Annotated in this window: 15 protein-coding genes and 1 tRNA gene; 15 read left to right on the plus strand and 1 reads right to left on the minus strand. The window is 67.8% G+C overall.

Translation table 11 applies throughout. The annotated features are described in order from the left end of the window. Positions 1 to 41 precede the first annotated feature (41 nt). The 15 genes from ACFO0A_RS04735 (at position 42) to ACFO0A_RS04805 (ending at position 14,385) form a co-directional block, all read left to right on the plus strand. A complete protein-coding gene (locus ACFO0A_RS04735; protein ID WP_379537815.1) occupies positions 42 to 1,472 on the plus strand; it encodes a circularly permuted type 2 ATP-grasp protein in 1,431 nt (476 codons plus the stop codon). Continuing rightward, complete coding sequence (locus ACFO0A_RS04740) at positions 1,472 to 2,416, plus strand: alpha-E domain-containing protein (RefSeq protein WP_379537816.1); 945 nt, start codon at positions 1,472 to 1,474, stop codon at positions 2,414 to 2,416. The genes ACFO0A_RS04735 and ACFO0A_RS04740 overlap by 1 nt, the downstream gene beginning before the upstream one ends. A gap of 22 nt (positions 2,417 to 2,438) precedes the next feature. Next, positions 2,439 to 3,239 carry a transglutaminase family protein gene (locus tag ACFO0A_RS04745; protein ID WP_379538166.1) on the plus strand — a complete coding sequence of 267 codons (801 nt, stop codon included), beginning with the start codon at positions 2,439 to 2,441 and terminating at the stop codon, positions 3,237 to 3,239. Positions 3,240 to 3,302: 63 nt separating this feature from the next. Then, positions 3,303 to 4,073: a proteasome-type protease gene (locus tag ACFO0A_RS04750; RefSeq protein WP_379537817.1), complete on the plus strand. Its 771-nt coding sequence runs from the start codon at positions 3,303 to 3,305 to the stop codon at positions 4,071 to 4,073. A gap of 146 nt (positions 4,074 to 4,219) precedes the next feature. Further along, on the plus strand, positions 4,220 to 4,837 hold the full coding sequence (locus tag ACFO0A_RS04755; protein ID WP_379537818.1) for a response regulator transcription factor: 618 nt from the start codon (positions 4,220 to 4,222) through the stop codon (positions 4,835 to 4,837). Between the two features lie 42 nt (positions 4,838 to 4,879). After that, positions 4,880 to 5,263, plus strand: a complete 384-nt coding sequence (locus ACFO0A_RS04760; RefSeq protein WP_379537819.1) for a cupredoxin domain-containing protein — start codon at positions 4,880 to 4,882, stop codon at positions 5,261 to 5,263. A gap of 207 nt (positions 5,264 to 5,470) precedes the next feature. Next, entirely contained in the window at positions 5,471 to 6,598 is a 1,128-nt protein-coding gene (locus tag ACFO0A_RS04765) for a phosphoserine transaminase (protein WP_379537820.1), read from the plus strand. Between the two features lie 95 nt (positions 6,599 to 6,693). Further along, positions 6,694 to 8,277, plus strand: a complete 1,584-nt coding sequence (serA, locus tag ACFO0A_RS04770) for a phosphoglycerate dehydrogenase (protein WP_379537821.1) — start codon at positions 6,694 to 6,696, stop codon at positions 8,275 to 8,277. Positions 8,278 to 8,302: 25 nt separating this feature from the next. Then, on the plus strand, positions 8,303 to 9,439 hold the full coding sequence (locus ACFO0A_RS04775) for an ATP phosphoribosyltransferase regulatory subunit (RefSeq protein ID WP_379537822.1): 1,137 nt from the start codon (positions 8,303 to 8,305) through the stop codon (positions 9,437 to 9,439). A 128-nt stretch (positions 9,440 to 9,567) separates the two neighbouring features. Next, a complete protein-coding gene (locus ACFO0A_RS04780; protein WP_379537823.1) occupies positions 9,568 to 10,131 on the plus strand; it encodes a hypothetical protein in 564 nt (187 codons plus the stop codon). Between the two features lie 472 nt (positions 10,132 to 10,603). Further along, positions 10,604 to 11,893, plus strand: coding sequence for an adenylosuccinate synthase (locus tag ACFO0A_RS04785; protein WP_379537824.1), 1,290 nt, complete (start codon positions 10,604 to 10,606; stop codon positions 11,891 to 11,893). Between the two features lies 1 nt (position 11,894). Then, entirely contained in the window at positions 11,895 to 12,383 is a 489-nt protein-coding gene (locus ACFO0A_RS04790; protein ID WP_379537825.1) for a L,D-transpeptidase family protein, read from the plus strand. A 50-nt stretch (positions 12,384 to 12,433) separates the two neighbouring features. After that, positions 12,434 to 13,171 (plus strand): class I SAM-dependent methyltransferase, encoded by a 738-nt coding sequence (locus ACFO0A_RS04795; protein WP_379537826.1) that lies wholly within the window; start codon positions 12,434 to 12,436, stop codon positions 13,169 to 13,171. Positions 13,172 to 13,228: 57 nt separating this feature from the next. Continuing rightward, a complete protein-coding gene (locus ACFO0A_RS04800; protein ID WP_379537827.1) occupies positions 13,229 to 14,233 on the plus strand; it encodes a winged helix DNA-binding protein in 1,005 nt (334 codons plus the stop codon). 76 nt (positions 14,234 to 14,309) lie between these two features. Continuing rightward, positions 14,310 to 14,385: transfer RNA gene (locus ACFO0A_RS04805), tRNA-Val, on the plus strand. A gap of 5 nt (positions 14,386 to 14,390) precedes the next feature. On the opposite strand, the gene trxC is transcribed toward ACFO0A_RS04805, so the two are convergent. After that, positions 14,391 to 14,849, minus strand: a complete 459-nt coding sequence (gene trxC, locus ACFO0A_RS04810) for a thioredoxin TrxC (RefSeq protein ID WP_379537828.1) — start codon at positions 14,847 to 14,849, stop codon at positions 14,391 to 14,393. Positions 14,850 to 14,906 lie beyond the last annotated feature (57 nt).

Here is a 14,906-nt window from a genome sequence, read left to right on the forward strand (position 1 = left end):
CGCTTCGCAATTGCGGCAAGCATTGCATCGGACATGCCCCGATGAGACCCCCCAAGCCCGTCTGTTTCGACGAGATGCACGATGAAGACGGTGCGATCCGGCCCGCTTACGCAGAATATGCCCGCTGGCTGGACCAGCAGGACCGGGTCATGCTGCGCCGCAAGGGCAACGAGGCCGAAACCGTCTTTCGCCGCACCGGGATCACCTTCAACGTCTACGGCGAGGATGCAGCCGAAGAACGGCTGATCCCGTTCGACATGATCCCCCGGATCGTGAGCGCGGCGCAGTGGCGGCGCCTGTCGCGCGGGATCGAGCAGCGCGTCCGCGCGATCAACGCGTTCCTTCACGATCTCTACCACCGCCAGGAGATCGTGCGCGCCGGCCGGCTGCCCGAACGGCTGTTGCGCGGCAATGGCGCGTTCCTGCCGCACATGGTCGGCTTCACCCCGCCCGGGGGGGTGTACACCCACATCGTCGGGATCGATCTCGTCCGCACCGGTGAGGACGAGTTCATGGTGCTCGAGGACAATGCCAGGACGCCCAGCGGGGTCAGCTACATGCTGGAAAACCGCGAAACGATGATGGCGATGTTCCCCGAATTGTTCACCCACGTCCGGGTGCGCGAGGTTTCGGACTATCCGCGCCGCCTGGCCCGCAGCCTGGCCGCCTGCGCGCCCGATGCCGCCGCCGACCGTCCCGTCGTCGCCGTACTCACCCCCGGCATCTACAACAGTGCCTACTTCGAGCACGCCTTTCTTGCCGACCAGATGGGCGCGGAGCTTGTCGAGGGGTCGGACCTTCGGGTGGAGAACGGGCGCATCGCAATGCGCACGACGCGCGGCTACCAGCCGATCGACGTGCTCTATCGCCGGGTCGACGACGAATATCTCGATCCGCTGACCTTCAACCCGCGTTCGGTGCTGGGTCCGGCGGGGATCATGGACGTCTATCGTGCGGGTGGCATCACCATCGCCAACGCGCCCGGTACGGGCATCGCCGACGACAAGGCGATCTACAGCTTCATGCCCGAGATCGTGGAATTCTACACGGGCGAGAAGCCGATCCTCGCCAACGTGCCGACCTGGCGCTGCGCGGAAAAGGATTCGCTCGCCTACGTGCTCGACAACATCCGCGAGCTGGTGATCAAGGAAGTGCACGGTTCGGGCGGCTACGGGATGCTGATCGGCCCGACCTCGAGCAAGGCCGAGATCGAGAAGTTCACCGCCAAGCTCAAGGCCCGGCCCGAAAACTACATCGCCCAGCCCACCCTGGCGCTGTCGACCGTGCCGATCTTTACCCGCGCCGGCCTGGCTCCGCGCCACGTCGACCTGCGGCCGTTCGTGCTCGTCTCGCCCGGCGGCGTCGACATCACCCCGGGCGGGCTGACCCGCGTCGCGCTCAAGAAGGGCAGCCTCGTCGTGAACTCGTCGCAGGGCGGCGGGACCAAGGATAGCTGGGTGCTGGAAGACTGATGCTGGGCCGCGCCGCCAACGGGGTGTTCTGGCTGTTCCGCTATCTCGAGCGGGCTGAGAACATGGCGCGCCTGCTCGAGGCCGGCTTTCGCATGGCGCTGACCCGCGGCGACGCCGACGCGCGCGACGAATGGGCCTCGGTCGCGATCACCGCGGGCGTGCGCGCCGGTTACGAGGCCAAGCATTCCGATTATTCCGGCCCGCAGGTGTTCAACTACATCCTGCGCGACCGCGACAATCCGGGCAGCGTGCTCGCGATCCTGGGAAAGGCGCGCACGAATGCCCGCATGGTCCGTGCCGGGCTGACCCGTGAGGTGTGGGAATCGATCAACGAGGCATGGATGCGGCTGAGCGAGCAGCTCGCCCGCCCGGTGCGCGAAACAAACCTGGGCACGGTGCTCGATTCGATCCGGCGCGAATCCAACCAGGTGCGCGGCGCCACCGCCGGCACCATGCTGCGCAACGAGATCTTTAATTTTGCGCGCATCGGCAAGTTCATCGAACGCGCCGACAACACTGCGCGAATCCTCGACGTGAAGTACTACGTCTTGCTGCCGGCGGTGTCCTACGTCGGCTCGAGCCTCGACAACGTGCAGTGGGATAACGTCCTGCGTTCGGTCTCGGCGGAGCGGGCCTATCGCTGGCTCAACGCCGGGCGGATGGACGCGCGCTCGATCGCCGAGTTTCTGATCCTCGACGGGCGGTTCCCGCGCAGCCTGGCCTTTTGCTACGCCAAGCTCCGCTCGAACATGGCCTCACTGGCGCAGGACTACGGCACGGAAAATCCCTGCCACGAACTGCTGCGCAACGCCGACGTGCAGCTCCACGGCCTCACCATCGAGCAGATCTTCGACCAGGGGCTGCACGAGTTCATCGGCAAGTTCATCGCCGGCAACCAGTTGCTGGCCAGCCAGATCCAGGCCGACTTCCGGTTCAACGAGTAGGAACGACCCACTGCGCCTGTCGATTAGCCATGTCACCAGCTACACCTTCGACCGGCCGGTTTCGCACGGGTTGCAGCGGCTGCGGCTGACGCCCAAGTCCACTGCGGGCCAGGCCGTCCTGGACTGGCGGATGACGCTGATCGGCGCGCGCGAGGAAGCGCGCTACGAGGATCACAACAACAACGCGACTGTGCTCGTCTCGATCGAACCGGGCACGACCGAGCTGGTGGTAAGCTGCGAGGGCCTTGTCCAGACCGATGACCGGTCGGGGGTACTGGGCCGCCACGCCGGCCACCTGCCGATGTGGCACTTTCTCGAACACACTCCGGCGACCCGCCCCGGACCGCGCCTGCGCGGCCTCTTGGGCGCGATTCCGGTTGAGGACGACGCACTCGCCACGCTGCACCGCGTGTCGGCGGCGATCCTTGCCAGCGTCGCCTACGAGATCGGGCAGACCACCGCGCTCACCGTGGCCGAGGAAGCGCTCGCCGCGGGATCGGGCGTGTGCCAGGATCACGCCCACATCTTCATATCCTGCTCGCGCATGCTGGGCATCCCGGCACGCTACGTCAGCGGCTACCTGATGATGGACGACCGCATCGACCAGGAGGCCGGCCACGCCTGGGCGGAAGCTTATGTGACCAACCTCGGCTGGGTAGGGTTCGACGTGTCGAACGGGATCAGTCCCGATCCGCGGTATGTCCGCGTCGCCACCGGACGCGACTATACCGAGGCGGCGCCCGTCACCGGGATTACCTTCGGCCGCGGCGAGCAGGCGATGCAGGTCAGCCTTGCGGTCAGGCAGCAGCATGTGGAACAGTAGCCCGCTCAAATGACAGTACCCGCGCGCCGCGCGGCCGCCGCCAGAGCGGGAAAGGGGCAGGAAATGACCTATTGCGTGGGGATGACGCTCGACAAGGGCCTCGTCCTGATGAGCGACACCCGCACCAATTCGGGCGTCGACAACATCTCGGTCTTCCGCAAGATGTTTCACTGGTCGGTGCCGGGCGAACGGATCATCTCGCTGATGACGGCGGGCAACCTCGCCACGACGCAGGCGGTCGTCAGCCAGGTCGAGGAACGCACGAAGGCCCCGGGCGAGCGTCGCCCTTCGATCCTCGAAGCGCCGACGATGTTCCAGGTCGCCACCGCTGTGGGGGCGATGCTGCGCGACGTGATCACCAGCCGCCAGGCCGACAATCGCGATACCGGCAGCAACGGCCCGCGCTTCACCGCGTCGATGATCCTGGCTGGCCAGATCAAGGGCATGGAGCCCCGCCTGTTCCTGATCTATCCCGAAGGCAATTTCATCGAGGCCTCGTTCGACACGCCGTTCTTCCAGATCGGCGAGACCAAGTACGGCCGGCCGATCATCCTGCGCGCCTACGATCGCGCGATGAGCTTCGAGGATGCGGTCAAGCTGTTGATGGTCTCGTTCGATTCAACGCTGGCGGCGAACCTTTCGGTGGGCCTCCCGCTCGACATGATGGTGATCCAGCGCGACAACTTCGAGCCGCTGCACCAGCGCCGGATCCTCAACACCGATACCTACTTCCGCTCGATCTCGACAAGCTGGAGCGATGCGCTGCGTTCGGCCTTCCATTCGCTTCCCGATTACACGTTCTACCAGGAAAAGCCTTCGACCGAGGTCGAATAGGGCCGCCTGATCGATCCGCTTCGGAGATATTTCCGGCGCGGTTTCGCGGGGCATTGAGGACCCGGGAGTCGCTGAACGGCCCGGATTCCTGCCATTTCGAACCCAGCGCCGCTGGCGCGCGCGGCGGCTGCGGGCATTGTCGGCGGGTGAGCAGGCTCGTCATCCACGTTCTCGACAGCGACCATGGCCGCCGCGCGGGCATCGCGCGGCAGGTCTTCGCGCTGGGCCACCATGCCGAAGTCTATGCCGATCCCGCCGAACTGGCCGGCCACGCGCCCAAGGACGGGGTCGTGCTGGCGCTGGAGGACGCGGCGCCGGGCGGCGTCGCCGGTCTGGCCGATTTGCTCCAGCGTCGCGGGCACTGGCTCGCGATCATCGCCACCAGCGCAGCGCCCACGATAGACAAGGCGGTCGACGCGATCCGCCAGGGCGCGCTCGATTATCTTGCCCTGCCGCTGGCAACGTCCGACCTGGCCCGCGCGCTGACCCTTGCCGAAGCGCACGTCCGGCGCGACCGCGAGGAGACGACCCGGCGGGTGCGCGCGCGAAGCCTCATCGAGTCGCTCTCGCGCCGCGAGCGTGAGGTGCTTGGCCTGCTGGCCGAAGGCCGTTCGAACAAGGAGATCGGCCGCCTGCTCGGGATCAGCCCGCGGACCGTGGAAATCCACCGGATGCACGCGCTGGCGCGGGTGGGCGCACGCCGTTCCGCCGAGGGGGTGCGCCTGTGGTGGGAAGCGGGCGAGGGTGCGCGCAAGGCGGCCTGATCCGCGCTTGGAACGTGGCGCGGCGAGGTGTATCATGCATCCATGCTGCGCAAGTTGGCCTTCGTCGCTCTTGCCCTTGCCCTCCCTGGCGCCGCGCAGGGACAGGCGCCGCAACCGCGCGTTTCGGTGCTGCTCTCCAGCTTCAAGTTCACGCCCAAGGTCATCCACCTGCGCGCCGGCCAGCCGATCGTGCTTCATCTTGAGAACACCGGGTCGGGCGGGCACGATTTTTCCGCGCCGCAGTTCTTCGCCGCCGCCACCATCGCCGCGGCCGACCGCGCCGCGATCGTCGACGGGACGGTGCAGGTCGGCAGCCGCGAGTCGCGCGATATCGCCTTGACCCCGGCGGCCGGAACCTATTCGCTCAAGTGCACGCACACGATGCACAAGATGTTCGGCATGTCCGGCAAGATCGTGGTTTCCTGACCCCTGCGGCGGGTCTCTCCGCCGCGGAAAAAGCCTCTCTCCAACAACGACATGACTAGCCAGGCCTTGGCTCCGGCAACGGCTGGCCCGTCTGCGGACGCGAACGGATTGCCGACAAGCCGCTTGACTTGATGCAGTGCAGCACTACTCACGGCGCCGGGCCACGCGGTCCCAACGCCGCGCGTGCTCTCTGCAAGGAGAGACTACATGACTGAGCTTACCCGACCGGCGCGCAAGCCTGCGCGCCCGTTTTTTTCTTCCGGTCCCTGCGCGAAGCCGCCCGGCTGGTCCCCCGACAAACTCGCAACGCAATCGCTCGGCCGCTCGCATCGCGCGAAGATCGGCAAGACACGCCTGCAGTATTGCATCGACCTGATGCGCGAGGTGCTCCAGCTTCCCGAGACCCACCGCATCGGCATCGTTCCCGGTTCCGACACTGGCGCGTTCGAGATGGCGATGTGGACGATGCTGGGCGCGCGCGGCGTGACCGCGCTGGCCTGGGAAAGCTTCGGCGAGGGCTGGGTGACCGACGCGGTCAAGCAGCTTCACCTCGAGCCCACGGTGCTGCGAGCCGATTACGGCCAGCTGCCCGATCTCGACACCGTCGACTGGGCGGACGACGTGCTGTTCACCTGGAACGGCACCACCAGCGGCGTGCGTGTGCCCGACGGCGAATGGATTCCCGCCGACCGTGAAGGGCTGTCCTTCGCCGACGCCACCAGCGCGGTGTTCGCCTACGACATTCCCTGGGACAAGATCGATGTCGCCACGTTCTCGTGGCAGAAGGTGCTGGGCGGCGAGGGCGCGCACGGCGTGCTGATCCTGGGACCCCGCGCGGTCGAGCGGCTGGAGGAATATACCCCCGCCTGGCCGCTGCCCAAGGTCTTCCGCCTTGTGTCGAAGGGCAAGCTGACCGAGGGGATCTTCAAGGGCGAAACGATCAACACGCCCTCGATGCTGGCGGTCGAGGACGCGATCTTCGCGCTCGAATGGGCGAAGTCCGTCGGCGGTCTCGAAGGCCTCAAGGCGCGTTGCACCGCCAACGCAGATGCGCTGGCCAAGATCGTCGCGGCGCGCGACTGGCTCGGCCATCTCGCGGTCGATCACGGGACGCGCTCGAAGACCAGCGTGTGCCTGACGGTCGAGGGCGCGGACGAGGACTTCATCAAGAAGTTCGCGGGCCTCCTCGATGCCGAAGGCGCGGCCTACGACATCGCCGGCTATCGCGATGCCCCGCCGGGCCTGCGAATCTGGTGCGGCGCAACCGTCGACACGGCGGACATCGAGGCGCTCGGCCCCTGGCTCGACTGGGCCTACGAGAGCCTGAAGTCCTGACTTCGCCATCCCCGCCACGGCGGGGATCGACCCGACCCCCAATTGATACGCGACGGCGCATGGATTCGTGCTTTCGCGGGAACGACGAGGATTAGATGACCAAGCCCCGCGTACTCATTTCCGACAAGATGGACCCCAACGCCGCCGCGATCTTCCGCGAGCGCGGCTGCGAGGTGGACGAGATCACCGGCGAAACGCCCGAGCAGCTCATCGCGCGCATCGGCGACTACGACGGCCTCGCCATTCGCTCGTCGACCAAGGTGACCAAGGCGGTGCTCGACGCCGCGACCAACCTCAAGGTCATCGGCCGCGCCGGGATCGGCGTGGACAACGTCGACATCCCGGCCGCCAGCGCCAAGGGCGTGGTGGTGATGAACACCCCGTTCGGCAATTCGATCACCACCGCCGAGCACGCCATCGCGCTGATCTTCGCGCTCGCCCGCCAGCTGCCCGAGGCCGACGCTTCGACCCAGGCAGGAAAGTGGGAGAAGAACCGCTTCATGGGCGTCGAGGTCACGGGCAAGACCCTGGGCCTGATCGGCGCGGGCAACATCGGCTCGATCGTCGCCAGCCGCGCGCTGGGCCTCAGGATGAAGGTCGTGGCGTTCGACCCGTTCCTCACCCCCGAGAGGGCGGTGGAGATGGGGATCGAGAAGGTCGACCTCGACGCGCTGCTGGCCCGCGCCGACTTCATCACGCTGCACACTCCGCTGACGGACCAGACCCGCAACATCCTGAACCGCGAGAACCTGGCCAAGACCAAGAAGGGCGTGCGCATCGTCAATTGTGCGCGCGGCGGGCTGATCGACGAGGCGGCGCTCAAGGACGCGCTCGATTCGGGCCATGTCGCGGGCGCCGCGCTCGACGTGTTCGAGACCGAGCCGGCCAAGGCCTCGCCGCTGTTCGGCACGCCGAACTTCATCTGCACCCCGCACCTCGGCGCGTCGACCAACGAGGCGCAGGTCAACGTTGCGCTTCAGGTGGCCGAGCAGATGGCCGATTACCTCGTCAACGGGGGCGTCACCAACGCGCTCAACATGCCGTCGCTGTCGGCTGAGGAAGCGCCCAAGCTGCGTCCCTACATGGCGCTGGCGGAGAAGCTCGGCAGCCTTGTCGGCCAGCTTGCCCACGACAACCTGACCAAGATCAGCATCGAGGTCGAAGGCGCGGCCGCGCAGCTCAATCCCAAGCCGATCACCGCGGCGGTGCTGGCCGGGCTGATGAAGAACTATTCGCAGACCGTGAACATGGTCAACGCTCCGTTCCTCGCGCGCGAGCGCGGGCTGGACGTGCGCGAGGTGCGCCATGACCGCGAAGGCGTGTACCACACGCTGGTGCGCGTCACCGTCGGCACCAGCCAGGGCGAGCGGTCGGTCGCGGGGACGCTGTTCGGCAATACCCAGCCGCGCCTGGTCGAGATCTTCGGAATCGGGATCGAGGCCGACCTCGAAGGCGACATGCTCTACATCGTCAACGAGGACGCGCCCGGCTTCATCGGCCGGATCGGTACACTGCTGGGCGAGAGCGGGATCAACATCGGCACCTTCCACCTCGGCCGGCGCAACGCGGGCGGCGAGGCGGTGCTGCTGCTCAGCCTCGACAACCCGATCTCGCAGGGCGTCATGGCCGAAGCCTGCAAGCTGCCGGGCGTGAAGACGGTCAAGGCACTGGCGTTCTGACGGCGAGAGGCTAAGGCCCGGCGCGATGGACGACAGCGATAGCGATCTCCTGCCCGAAGGGCTGCAGGACCGTCTGCCTCAGGCGGCGGCGGCGGCGCAGCGCGTCATGCGCGCCGTGCTCGATGTGATGGACGGCCACGGCTACGACCGCGTCCAGCCGCCGTCGATCGAGTTCGAACGCAGCCTCGCCAGCCGGATGGCGGGGGTCCAGCCGCGGCGGATGTTCCGCTTCGTCGATCCCGCCAGCCTGCGTACGCTGGCGCTGCGCTCGGACATGACCGTGCAGGTCGGGCGGATCGCCGAGACCAGCATGGCGGGCGCCGCCCGGCCGCTGCGGCTGTGCTATGCCGGGCAGGTCGTGACGATTCGCGGCGACGGGCTCGACCCGGCTCGCGAACGGCTCCAGCTCGGCGCCGAGCTGATCGGCAGCGACACCGTGGCCGCGGCGGGCGAAATCGTCGCCATGGCGATCGAGGCGCTGGCGGCGGCGGGCGCGACCGGCATCTCGGTCGATTTCACGCTTCCCGACCTCGTCGATACGCTTGCCGAGAAGGCGCTGCCGCTGGCCCCCGAGGCGGTGGATGCGGTGCGGCGCGAGCTTGACGCCAAGGACGCGGGCGGGCTGATCGATGCGGGCGGCGAGGCCTATGTCCCGCTCCTCTATGCCACCGGCCCGTTCGACTCCGCGATCGAGCGGCTTCGCGCGATCGACGCCGGCGGCGCGCTTTCGAGCCGGATCGCGGGGCTGAAGGAAATAGCCGCGCGGATCGGCGATTCGGCGCGTCTCACCCTCGATCCGAGCGAGCGTCACGGCTTCGAATACCAGTCCTGGTTCGGCTTCACCCTTTACGCCGACGGCGTGCGCAGCGCGGTCGGCCGGGGCGGCACATACCGCATTCGCGGCAAGGCGATTGCTGGCCAGAGTGGGGCGGACGAGGCGGCGACGGGTTTTTCGCTTTACCCCGATCCGCTGATCGACGCGCTCGGAACGGGCGAAGCGCCGCGCGATGCCCTGTTCCTTCCCCTCGGCCACGATCCGCAGGTCGCCGCGCGGCTGCGCGCCGTCGGTTGGCGCACCGTGGCCGCGCTCGGCCAGGAATGCAGCCCCGCGAAGCTCGGCTGCACCCACCGTCTCGAGGGCGAGGACGTGTTTCCCGTCTGACGGCGCCGTTTCACCTGTTTTCACCCTCCCACCACGGTCGTACCGGGCTGGATTCGCGGTAAACCGGGATACCCCGGCCTCCTCATTCGTTTCATCAGATCGTGGGGCAGGAACCGAGGAGCAGTAACATGCGCAAGACCTGGATCGCGGTCGCCGCGGTCATCGCTTTGGCATCGACACCCGCATTGGCCCAGGGCCGCGGCAACGGAGGTGGTGGCGGAATGGGTGGAGGTCCCGGCGGCGGCATGGGTGCCGGCCCGCCGATGAGCCCTCCCGGACACTCGACATTCGGTGACCATGGTGCGTCATCGAGCGCGCGCGACATCGCATCGCAGCGCGGTGCGTTCGGCCGCGATTTCGCTTCGGACCGGCGCATGACCACCGAGCAACGCCAGGATTTCGTCCAGCAGCGACGGTCGGTTGCAATGCAGTATGCCCAGGCCGCGCGCGCAGGACGTACGCTTCCCCGCAACGCCGACCGCGATATCCGCAGCGCCCTGGCCGAGGACATCGATAACTGGCGCGACGAGTTCAAGGTCGGGCGCAGCGAATGGCAGGCGATGCGCGACCAGTGGATCGCCGACCGTACGAGCCTGACCGCGGCGCAGTGGGCGCAGCGCCGCGCTGACTGGTTCACCGCTCGCGACAGCTGGATCGCCCGGCATCGCGACCACGTCCAGGCCGGCCACTGAACGCTTCGTCAGCGGCTTGGGTGAAAGCCCTAGCCGTAAAATCGCCGAGGTTGGGACAGTCTGGTAACCTCCCCGGGCTTGTCCGGCCTCGGCGATGACGTTCGCCCTTGCGAGCGGGTGCTGCCCCGCCGGGTATGCGCCCGCTTTCCTACACCGTCCGCCCGTGCCAGCTTGCCGCAATGGCAACGCCGGCGCGCAACAATATTTCTTTTTCGGTTACAGGCGAAACCGTCGCCCGACCCGCCGCAACCCCGCGCAAATGCTGGGATGGCGCCGCAAGTTGGATGTGTCACCCCGTGTCACTTGTGTCACCCTGCATGGGCTTGCCGGGATTGCTTGACTTGGGCCGCGTCCAGCCGATAGGGCGCGCCGCGCAGTGCGGGCCGCGGGCCTGTGCGTTCATGTCCCGCACCCGTACCCCGTCGCAAGCCGCGCAGGGGATCGCGCGCGGGCTGGGTGGAGCCCCATAGCCATGGCCAACGTTACCGTAATCGGCGCCCAGTGGGGCGATGAGGGCAAAGGCAAGATCGTCGACTGGCTCGCCAGCCGCGCCGATGCCGTCGTGCGCTTCCAGGGCGGCCATAACGCCGGCCACACGCTGGTCGTCGGCAACCAGACCTACAAGCTCAGCCTGCTGCCGTCGGGCATCGTGCGCGGCACGCTGTCGATCATCGGCAACGGCGTGGTGCTCGACCCATGGGCGCTCAAGGCCGAGATCGAAAAGCTCACCGCCCAGGGCGTCGAGATCACGGTCGAGAACTTCGCGATCGCCGACAACTGCGCGCTGATCCTGCCCGTCCACCGCGATCTCGATGCCTTGCGCGAGACCGCCGCCGGCAGCGGCAAGATCGGCACCACCGGGCGCGGCATCGGGCCCGCCTATGAAGACAAGGTGGGCCGCCGCGCGATCCGCCTCTGCGACCTTGCCCATCTCGATGCGATGGAGCCGCAGCTCGACCGGCTTTGCGCGCACCACGATGCGCTGCGTGCCGGGTTCGGCGAGCCGCCGATCGACCGGGCCGAACTTATCGCCCAGCTCAGCGAGATCGCGCCCTTCGTGCTGCGCTTTGCCCAGCCGGTGTGGAAGCGCCTGAAGAAGGTGCGCAAGGCCGGAGCGCGGATCCTGTTCGAGGGCGCGCAGGGTGTGCTGCTCGACGTCGATCACGGGACTTATCCCTTCGTCACCTCGTCCAACACCGTCAGCGGCACCGCGGCCTCCGGCTCGGGCCTCGGTCCCGGCTCGACCGGCTTTGTGCTCGGCATCGTCAAGGCCTACACCACCCGTGTCGGCAGCGGGCCGTTCCCGACCGAGCTCGACGACGAGACCGGCCAGAAGCTGGGCGAGCGCGGCCACGAATTCGGCACGGTGACCGGGCGCAAGCGGCGCTGCGGCTGGTTCGACGCGGTGCTGGTGCGCCAGTCGTGCGCGATCTCTGGCGTGACCGGCATCGCGCTGACCAAGCTCGACGTGCTCGACGGGTTCGACAAGGTGAAGATCTGCACCGGCTATCGGCTCAACGGCAAGGTGCTCGATTATCTTCCCTCCCATTCGGCCGACCAGGCCGCGGTCGAGCCGATCTACGAGGAAATGGAAGGGTGGCGCGAGACCACCGCCGGCGCGCGCAGCTACGGCGACCTTCCGGCGCAGGCGATCAAGTACATCCAGCGCGTGCAGGAACTGATCGAAACGCCGGTGGCGCTCGTCTCGACCAGTCCGGAACGCGAGGACACGATCCTCGTGCGCGATCCCTTCGTCGACTGAGGTGGCCGCGCGGCTCGCCCTGGCGCTCGCTGCGCTGGCGCTCGGCGGGCCAGTGGCCGCGCCGGCGCCCGTGGTGGACCGGGTTGAGGTGCGCAAGGCAGCCCGCACGCTGACGCTGTGGTCGGGCGGTGCGGCGGTGCGCACCTACCCGGGGGTCCAGCTCGGCGACGCGCCGACTGGTCCCAAGCATTTCCAGGGCGACGAGCGGACGCCTGAAGGACGCTACATCATCGACCGGGGCAATCCCGAAAGCGCCTATCATCTGTCGCTTCACGTCAGCTATCCCGGTCCGCGCGACATCGCCTTTGCCCGCTCGCGCAACCGGTCGCCCGGCGGCGACATCTTCATCCACGGCCAGCCCAATGCGCTGAAGGGTGGCGAACGCATGGCGGGCGACTGGACCGACGGTTGCGTTGCGCTCGCCAATGCCGAGATGGACGAAGTCTGGACGCTGGTCGGCGACGGCACGCCGATTGACATTCTCCCGTAACCGTTATCCCCCAAACCGCCGCGATCCAGCGACGGATCGAAGGACTTTGAATGACCACTCGCGACACCACCGGCCTGCTCGCCCAGCGCGATGCGGTGGCACGCTCGTTCCTGTCGCGGGCGCGCGTAATCGGCTGGGGCGCGATCCAGTGGCCCTGGCTTGCCCGCAGCCTGTGGGGCGGGCGCCGCGCTGACAAGCGCGTCCTGCTCGACCACCTCGGCCTCGCGCACGATGCGCTGCCCAACCTCGGAAGCTGGAAGGCCGACGTCGCCTTTCTGCGCCACATAGTGGGCGCTGTCGAAAAGCTTCGTCCGCGCGAGGTGGTCGAACTGGGCTGCGGCGCTTCCACCCTGGTGCTGGCGCAGGCGCTGAGCCGCAACGGCGGCGGCCGGTTGACGAGCTTCGACCAGCACGCCGATTTCACCGCCGCGACGGGCGAATGGCTGGCCGACCACGGGCTTCACGCTTCGATGCGGCATGCGCCGCTCGTCGCCGACCCGTCGCGCTGGTCGGAAAGCTGGTACGACCTTTCGGGGGTTCCCGACAGTATCGACCTGCTGGTGATCGACGGTCCGCCTTGGGCGGTCGACCCGTTCATCCGCGGGCGCGCCGAAGTGCTGTTCGAGCGTATCGCCCCAGGAGGCATGGTCCTCCTTGACGATGCCGCACGGCCGGGCGAACGTGTTGTCGCGCGCGAGTGGCGGAAGCGCTGGCCGGGGTTCGAGTTCGTTCTCGACACGCGCGGCGCCAAAGGCACGCTGATCGGGACGCGCGCCAAACATTCTTGACGCGGACTTGTTTTGTTCTACGCCTGTTCGCGTTCAACGAATCAGGGGTTAGCGCCGATGAGCCAGGTCTTGCAGTCATTCCTGCACGGGGAAACGCCATTGGCGGGCGATCTCGCGGCAGGCGCGCTGCCCCTCGCGGTTTCCGTTTTCGCCGACCGCGCCCACATCCGCGCCGAGATCGCGGAGGATGCCGAAGCGGCCGGGCTGCGCCTCTCTGCCAGTGGTGCGCTGGAGGATCTTGTCGAAGGCGAAGCGCGCCCATTGGGCGAAGTGATCCTAGTCGACGTTCCGGTGGTGGGCGCAAGGTCGCTTGCGGCTCTGGCGCGGATCGACATGCGCGCCGCCCACAGCGAGGCGCGGCTCGTCGTCTCGACCAGCCTCGCCGCGCTCGACGACGTGTTCGGTTGCCTCGATCAATCCGGCGCGCAGATTCTCGTCGCGCCGAGCAGGGCCGAACGCGTCATCGCATTGGGCCGCGTGCTGGCCGAAGCGCCGCGCGGGCGGGTGCGCGAATTGTCCGACGGCGACCGGCTGACGCTGCTGCGTTTGACCGAACAGGTCGGACATCTGGCCGAACGGCTAGAACAGATCGCCGGGCCGGGAGAGGGACGGAGTGCCTACGGTGGTGCATTCCGCTTTGAATCGCCGGTCGCCGCCTTTTCGGCCGCTGACCCGGACGCCGGCGATCGCCTCGTCCGCGCCGCCCGCCCGTCGCTTCCCGATCCGCGCCTGGTGCGGCGGATCATTCGCCAGCGCCAGTTGCGCGGGCGCTTCTTCGAAGGCGACCTTTTCGCCGACCCGGCCTGGGACATGCTGCTGGATCTCACCGCTGCGCGTGCCGAACACACGCGGGTTTCGGTCACCAGCCTGTGCATCGCGAGCGGCGTCCCGCCGACGACGGCGCTGCGCTGGATCGGCCAGATGACCGAGGCCGGCCTGCTCGAACGGGTCGAGGATCCAACCGACCGGCGCCGGGCCTTCATCACCCTGACCGATCGCGCGGCGGATGCGATGGCGCGCTACTTCGCGGAACTGGGCAAGGGCGCGCAGCGCCTCGCCTGACCGGAACCGATCCGCGCGGCAGCAGGTTGTGCGGCGATGAATTTGCTGGCAGAGCCGCGCCGCTGGCCATGGTGCCGGGCGATTAGCTCAGTTGGTAGAGCGCTTCCTTTACACGGAAGATGTCGGCGGTTCGAGCCCGTCATCGCCCACCATGCTGTCAGGTGGAAAGCGCGTTTCTCGCCCAGTTCACGATCGCGCCGGCGGGCATCGCGCCTGCCTGACGAGCCACTTCGCGGCCTTTCTTGATCAGGACGATCGTCGGGATCGACCGGATCGCAAAGCGCCCGGCGATGGCCTGCTCGGCCTCGGTGTCCAGCTTGCCGAGCCGCATGAACGGTTCGAGTTCCGCGGCGGCCGCTGCAAAGGCAGGTGCCATCTGCAAGCAAGGTCCGCACCACGAAGCCCAGAAGTCGACCAAGAGCGGGATGTCGCTCTTCGCCGCGTGGGCATCGAAGTTCGCCGCGGTGAGCGTTACCGGCGCGGCGGCGAACAACGGCGAGCCGCAGCGTCCGCATGTGCCCTTGGCGGAAAGCCTGGCGCGCGGCACCCGATTGCTGGTTGCGCAGGACGGGCAGACGACCAGCAGAGGGTCGGTTGCTCCGGAGGAATCAGCCATGGTCGTCTCCCGATGTGCGGCATCGCTGGCGGCCTTCCATGCGATGGAAACACATTG

Origin of the sequence: Novosphingobium tardum, from assembly GCF_042652045.1 — a bacterium.
GTDB classification, from domain to species: domain Bacteria; phylum Pseudomonadota; class Alphaproteobacteria; order Sphingomonadales; family Sphingomonadaceae; genus Novosphingobium; species Novosphingobium tardum.

Bases quoted from the DNA above. Each gene is read 5' to 3' on its own strand.
- ACFO0A_RS04795 (WP_379537826.1), top strand. From the start codon at position 12,434: ATGACCACTCGCGACACCACCGGCCTGCTCGCCCAGCGCGATGCGGTG.
- ACFO0A_RS04760 (WP_379537819.1), top strand. From the start codon at position 4,880: ATGCTGCGCAAGTTGGCCTTCGTCGCTCTTGCCCTTGCCCTCCCTGGC.
- serA (WP_379537821.1), top strand. From the start codon at position 6,694: ATGACCAAGCCCCGCGTACTCATTTCCGACAAGATGGACCCCAACGCC.
- ACFO0A_RS04765 (WP_379537820.1), top strand. From the start codon at position 5,471: ATGACTGAGCTTACCCGACCGGCGCGCAAGCCTGCGCGCCCGTTTTTT.
- ACFO0A_RS04750 (WP_379537817.1), top strand. From the start codon at position 3,303: ATGACCTATTGCGTGGGGATGACGCTCGACAAGGGCCTCGTCCTGATG.
- ACFO0A_RS04775 (WP_379537822.1), top strand. From the start codon at position 8,303: ATGGACGACAGCGATAGCGATCTCCTGCCCGAAGGGCTGCAGGACCGT.
- ACFO0A_RS04735 (WP_379537815.1), top strand. From the start codon at position 42: ATGAGACCCCCCAAGCCCGTCTGTTTCGACGAGATGCACGATGAAGAC.
- ACFO0A_RS04780 (WP_379537823.1), top strand. From the start codon at position 9,568: ATGCGCAAGACCTGGATCGCGGTCGCCGCGGTCATCGCTTTGGCATCG.
- ACFO0A_RS04740 (WP_379537816.1), top strand. From the start codon at position 1,472: ATGCTGGGCCGCGCCGCCAACGGGGTGTTCTGGCTGTTCCGCTATCTC.
- ACFO0A_RS04785 (WP_379537824.1), top strand. From the start codon at position 10,604: ATGGCCAACGTTACCGTAATCGGCGCCCAGTGGGGCGATGAGGGCAAA.
- trxC (WP_379537828.1), bottom strand. From the start codon at position 14,849: ATGGCTGATTCCTCCGGAGCAACCGACCCTCTGCTGGTCGTCTGCCCG.
- ACFO0A_RS04800 (WP_379537827.1), top strand. From the start codon at position 13,229: ATGAGCCAGGTCTTGCAGTCATTCCTGCACGGGGAAACGCCATTGGCG.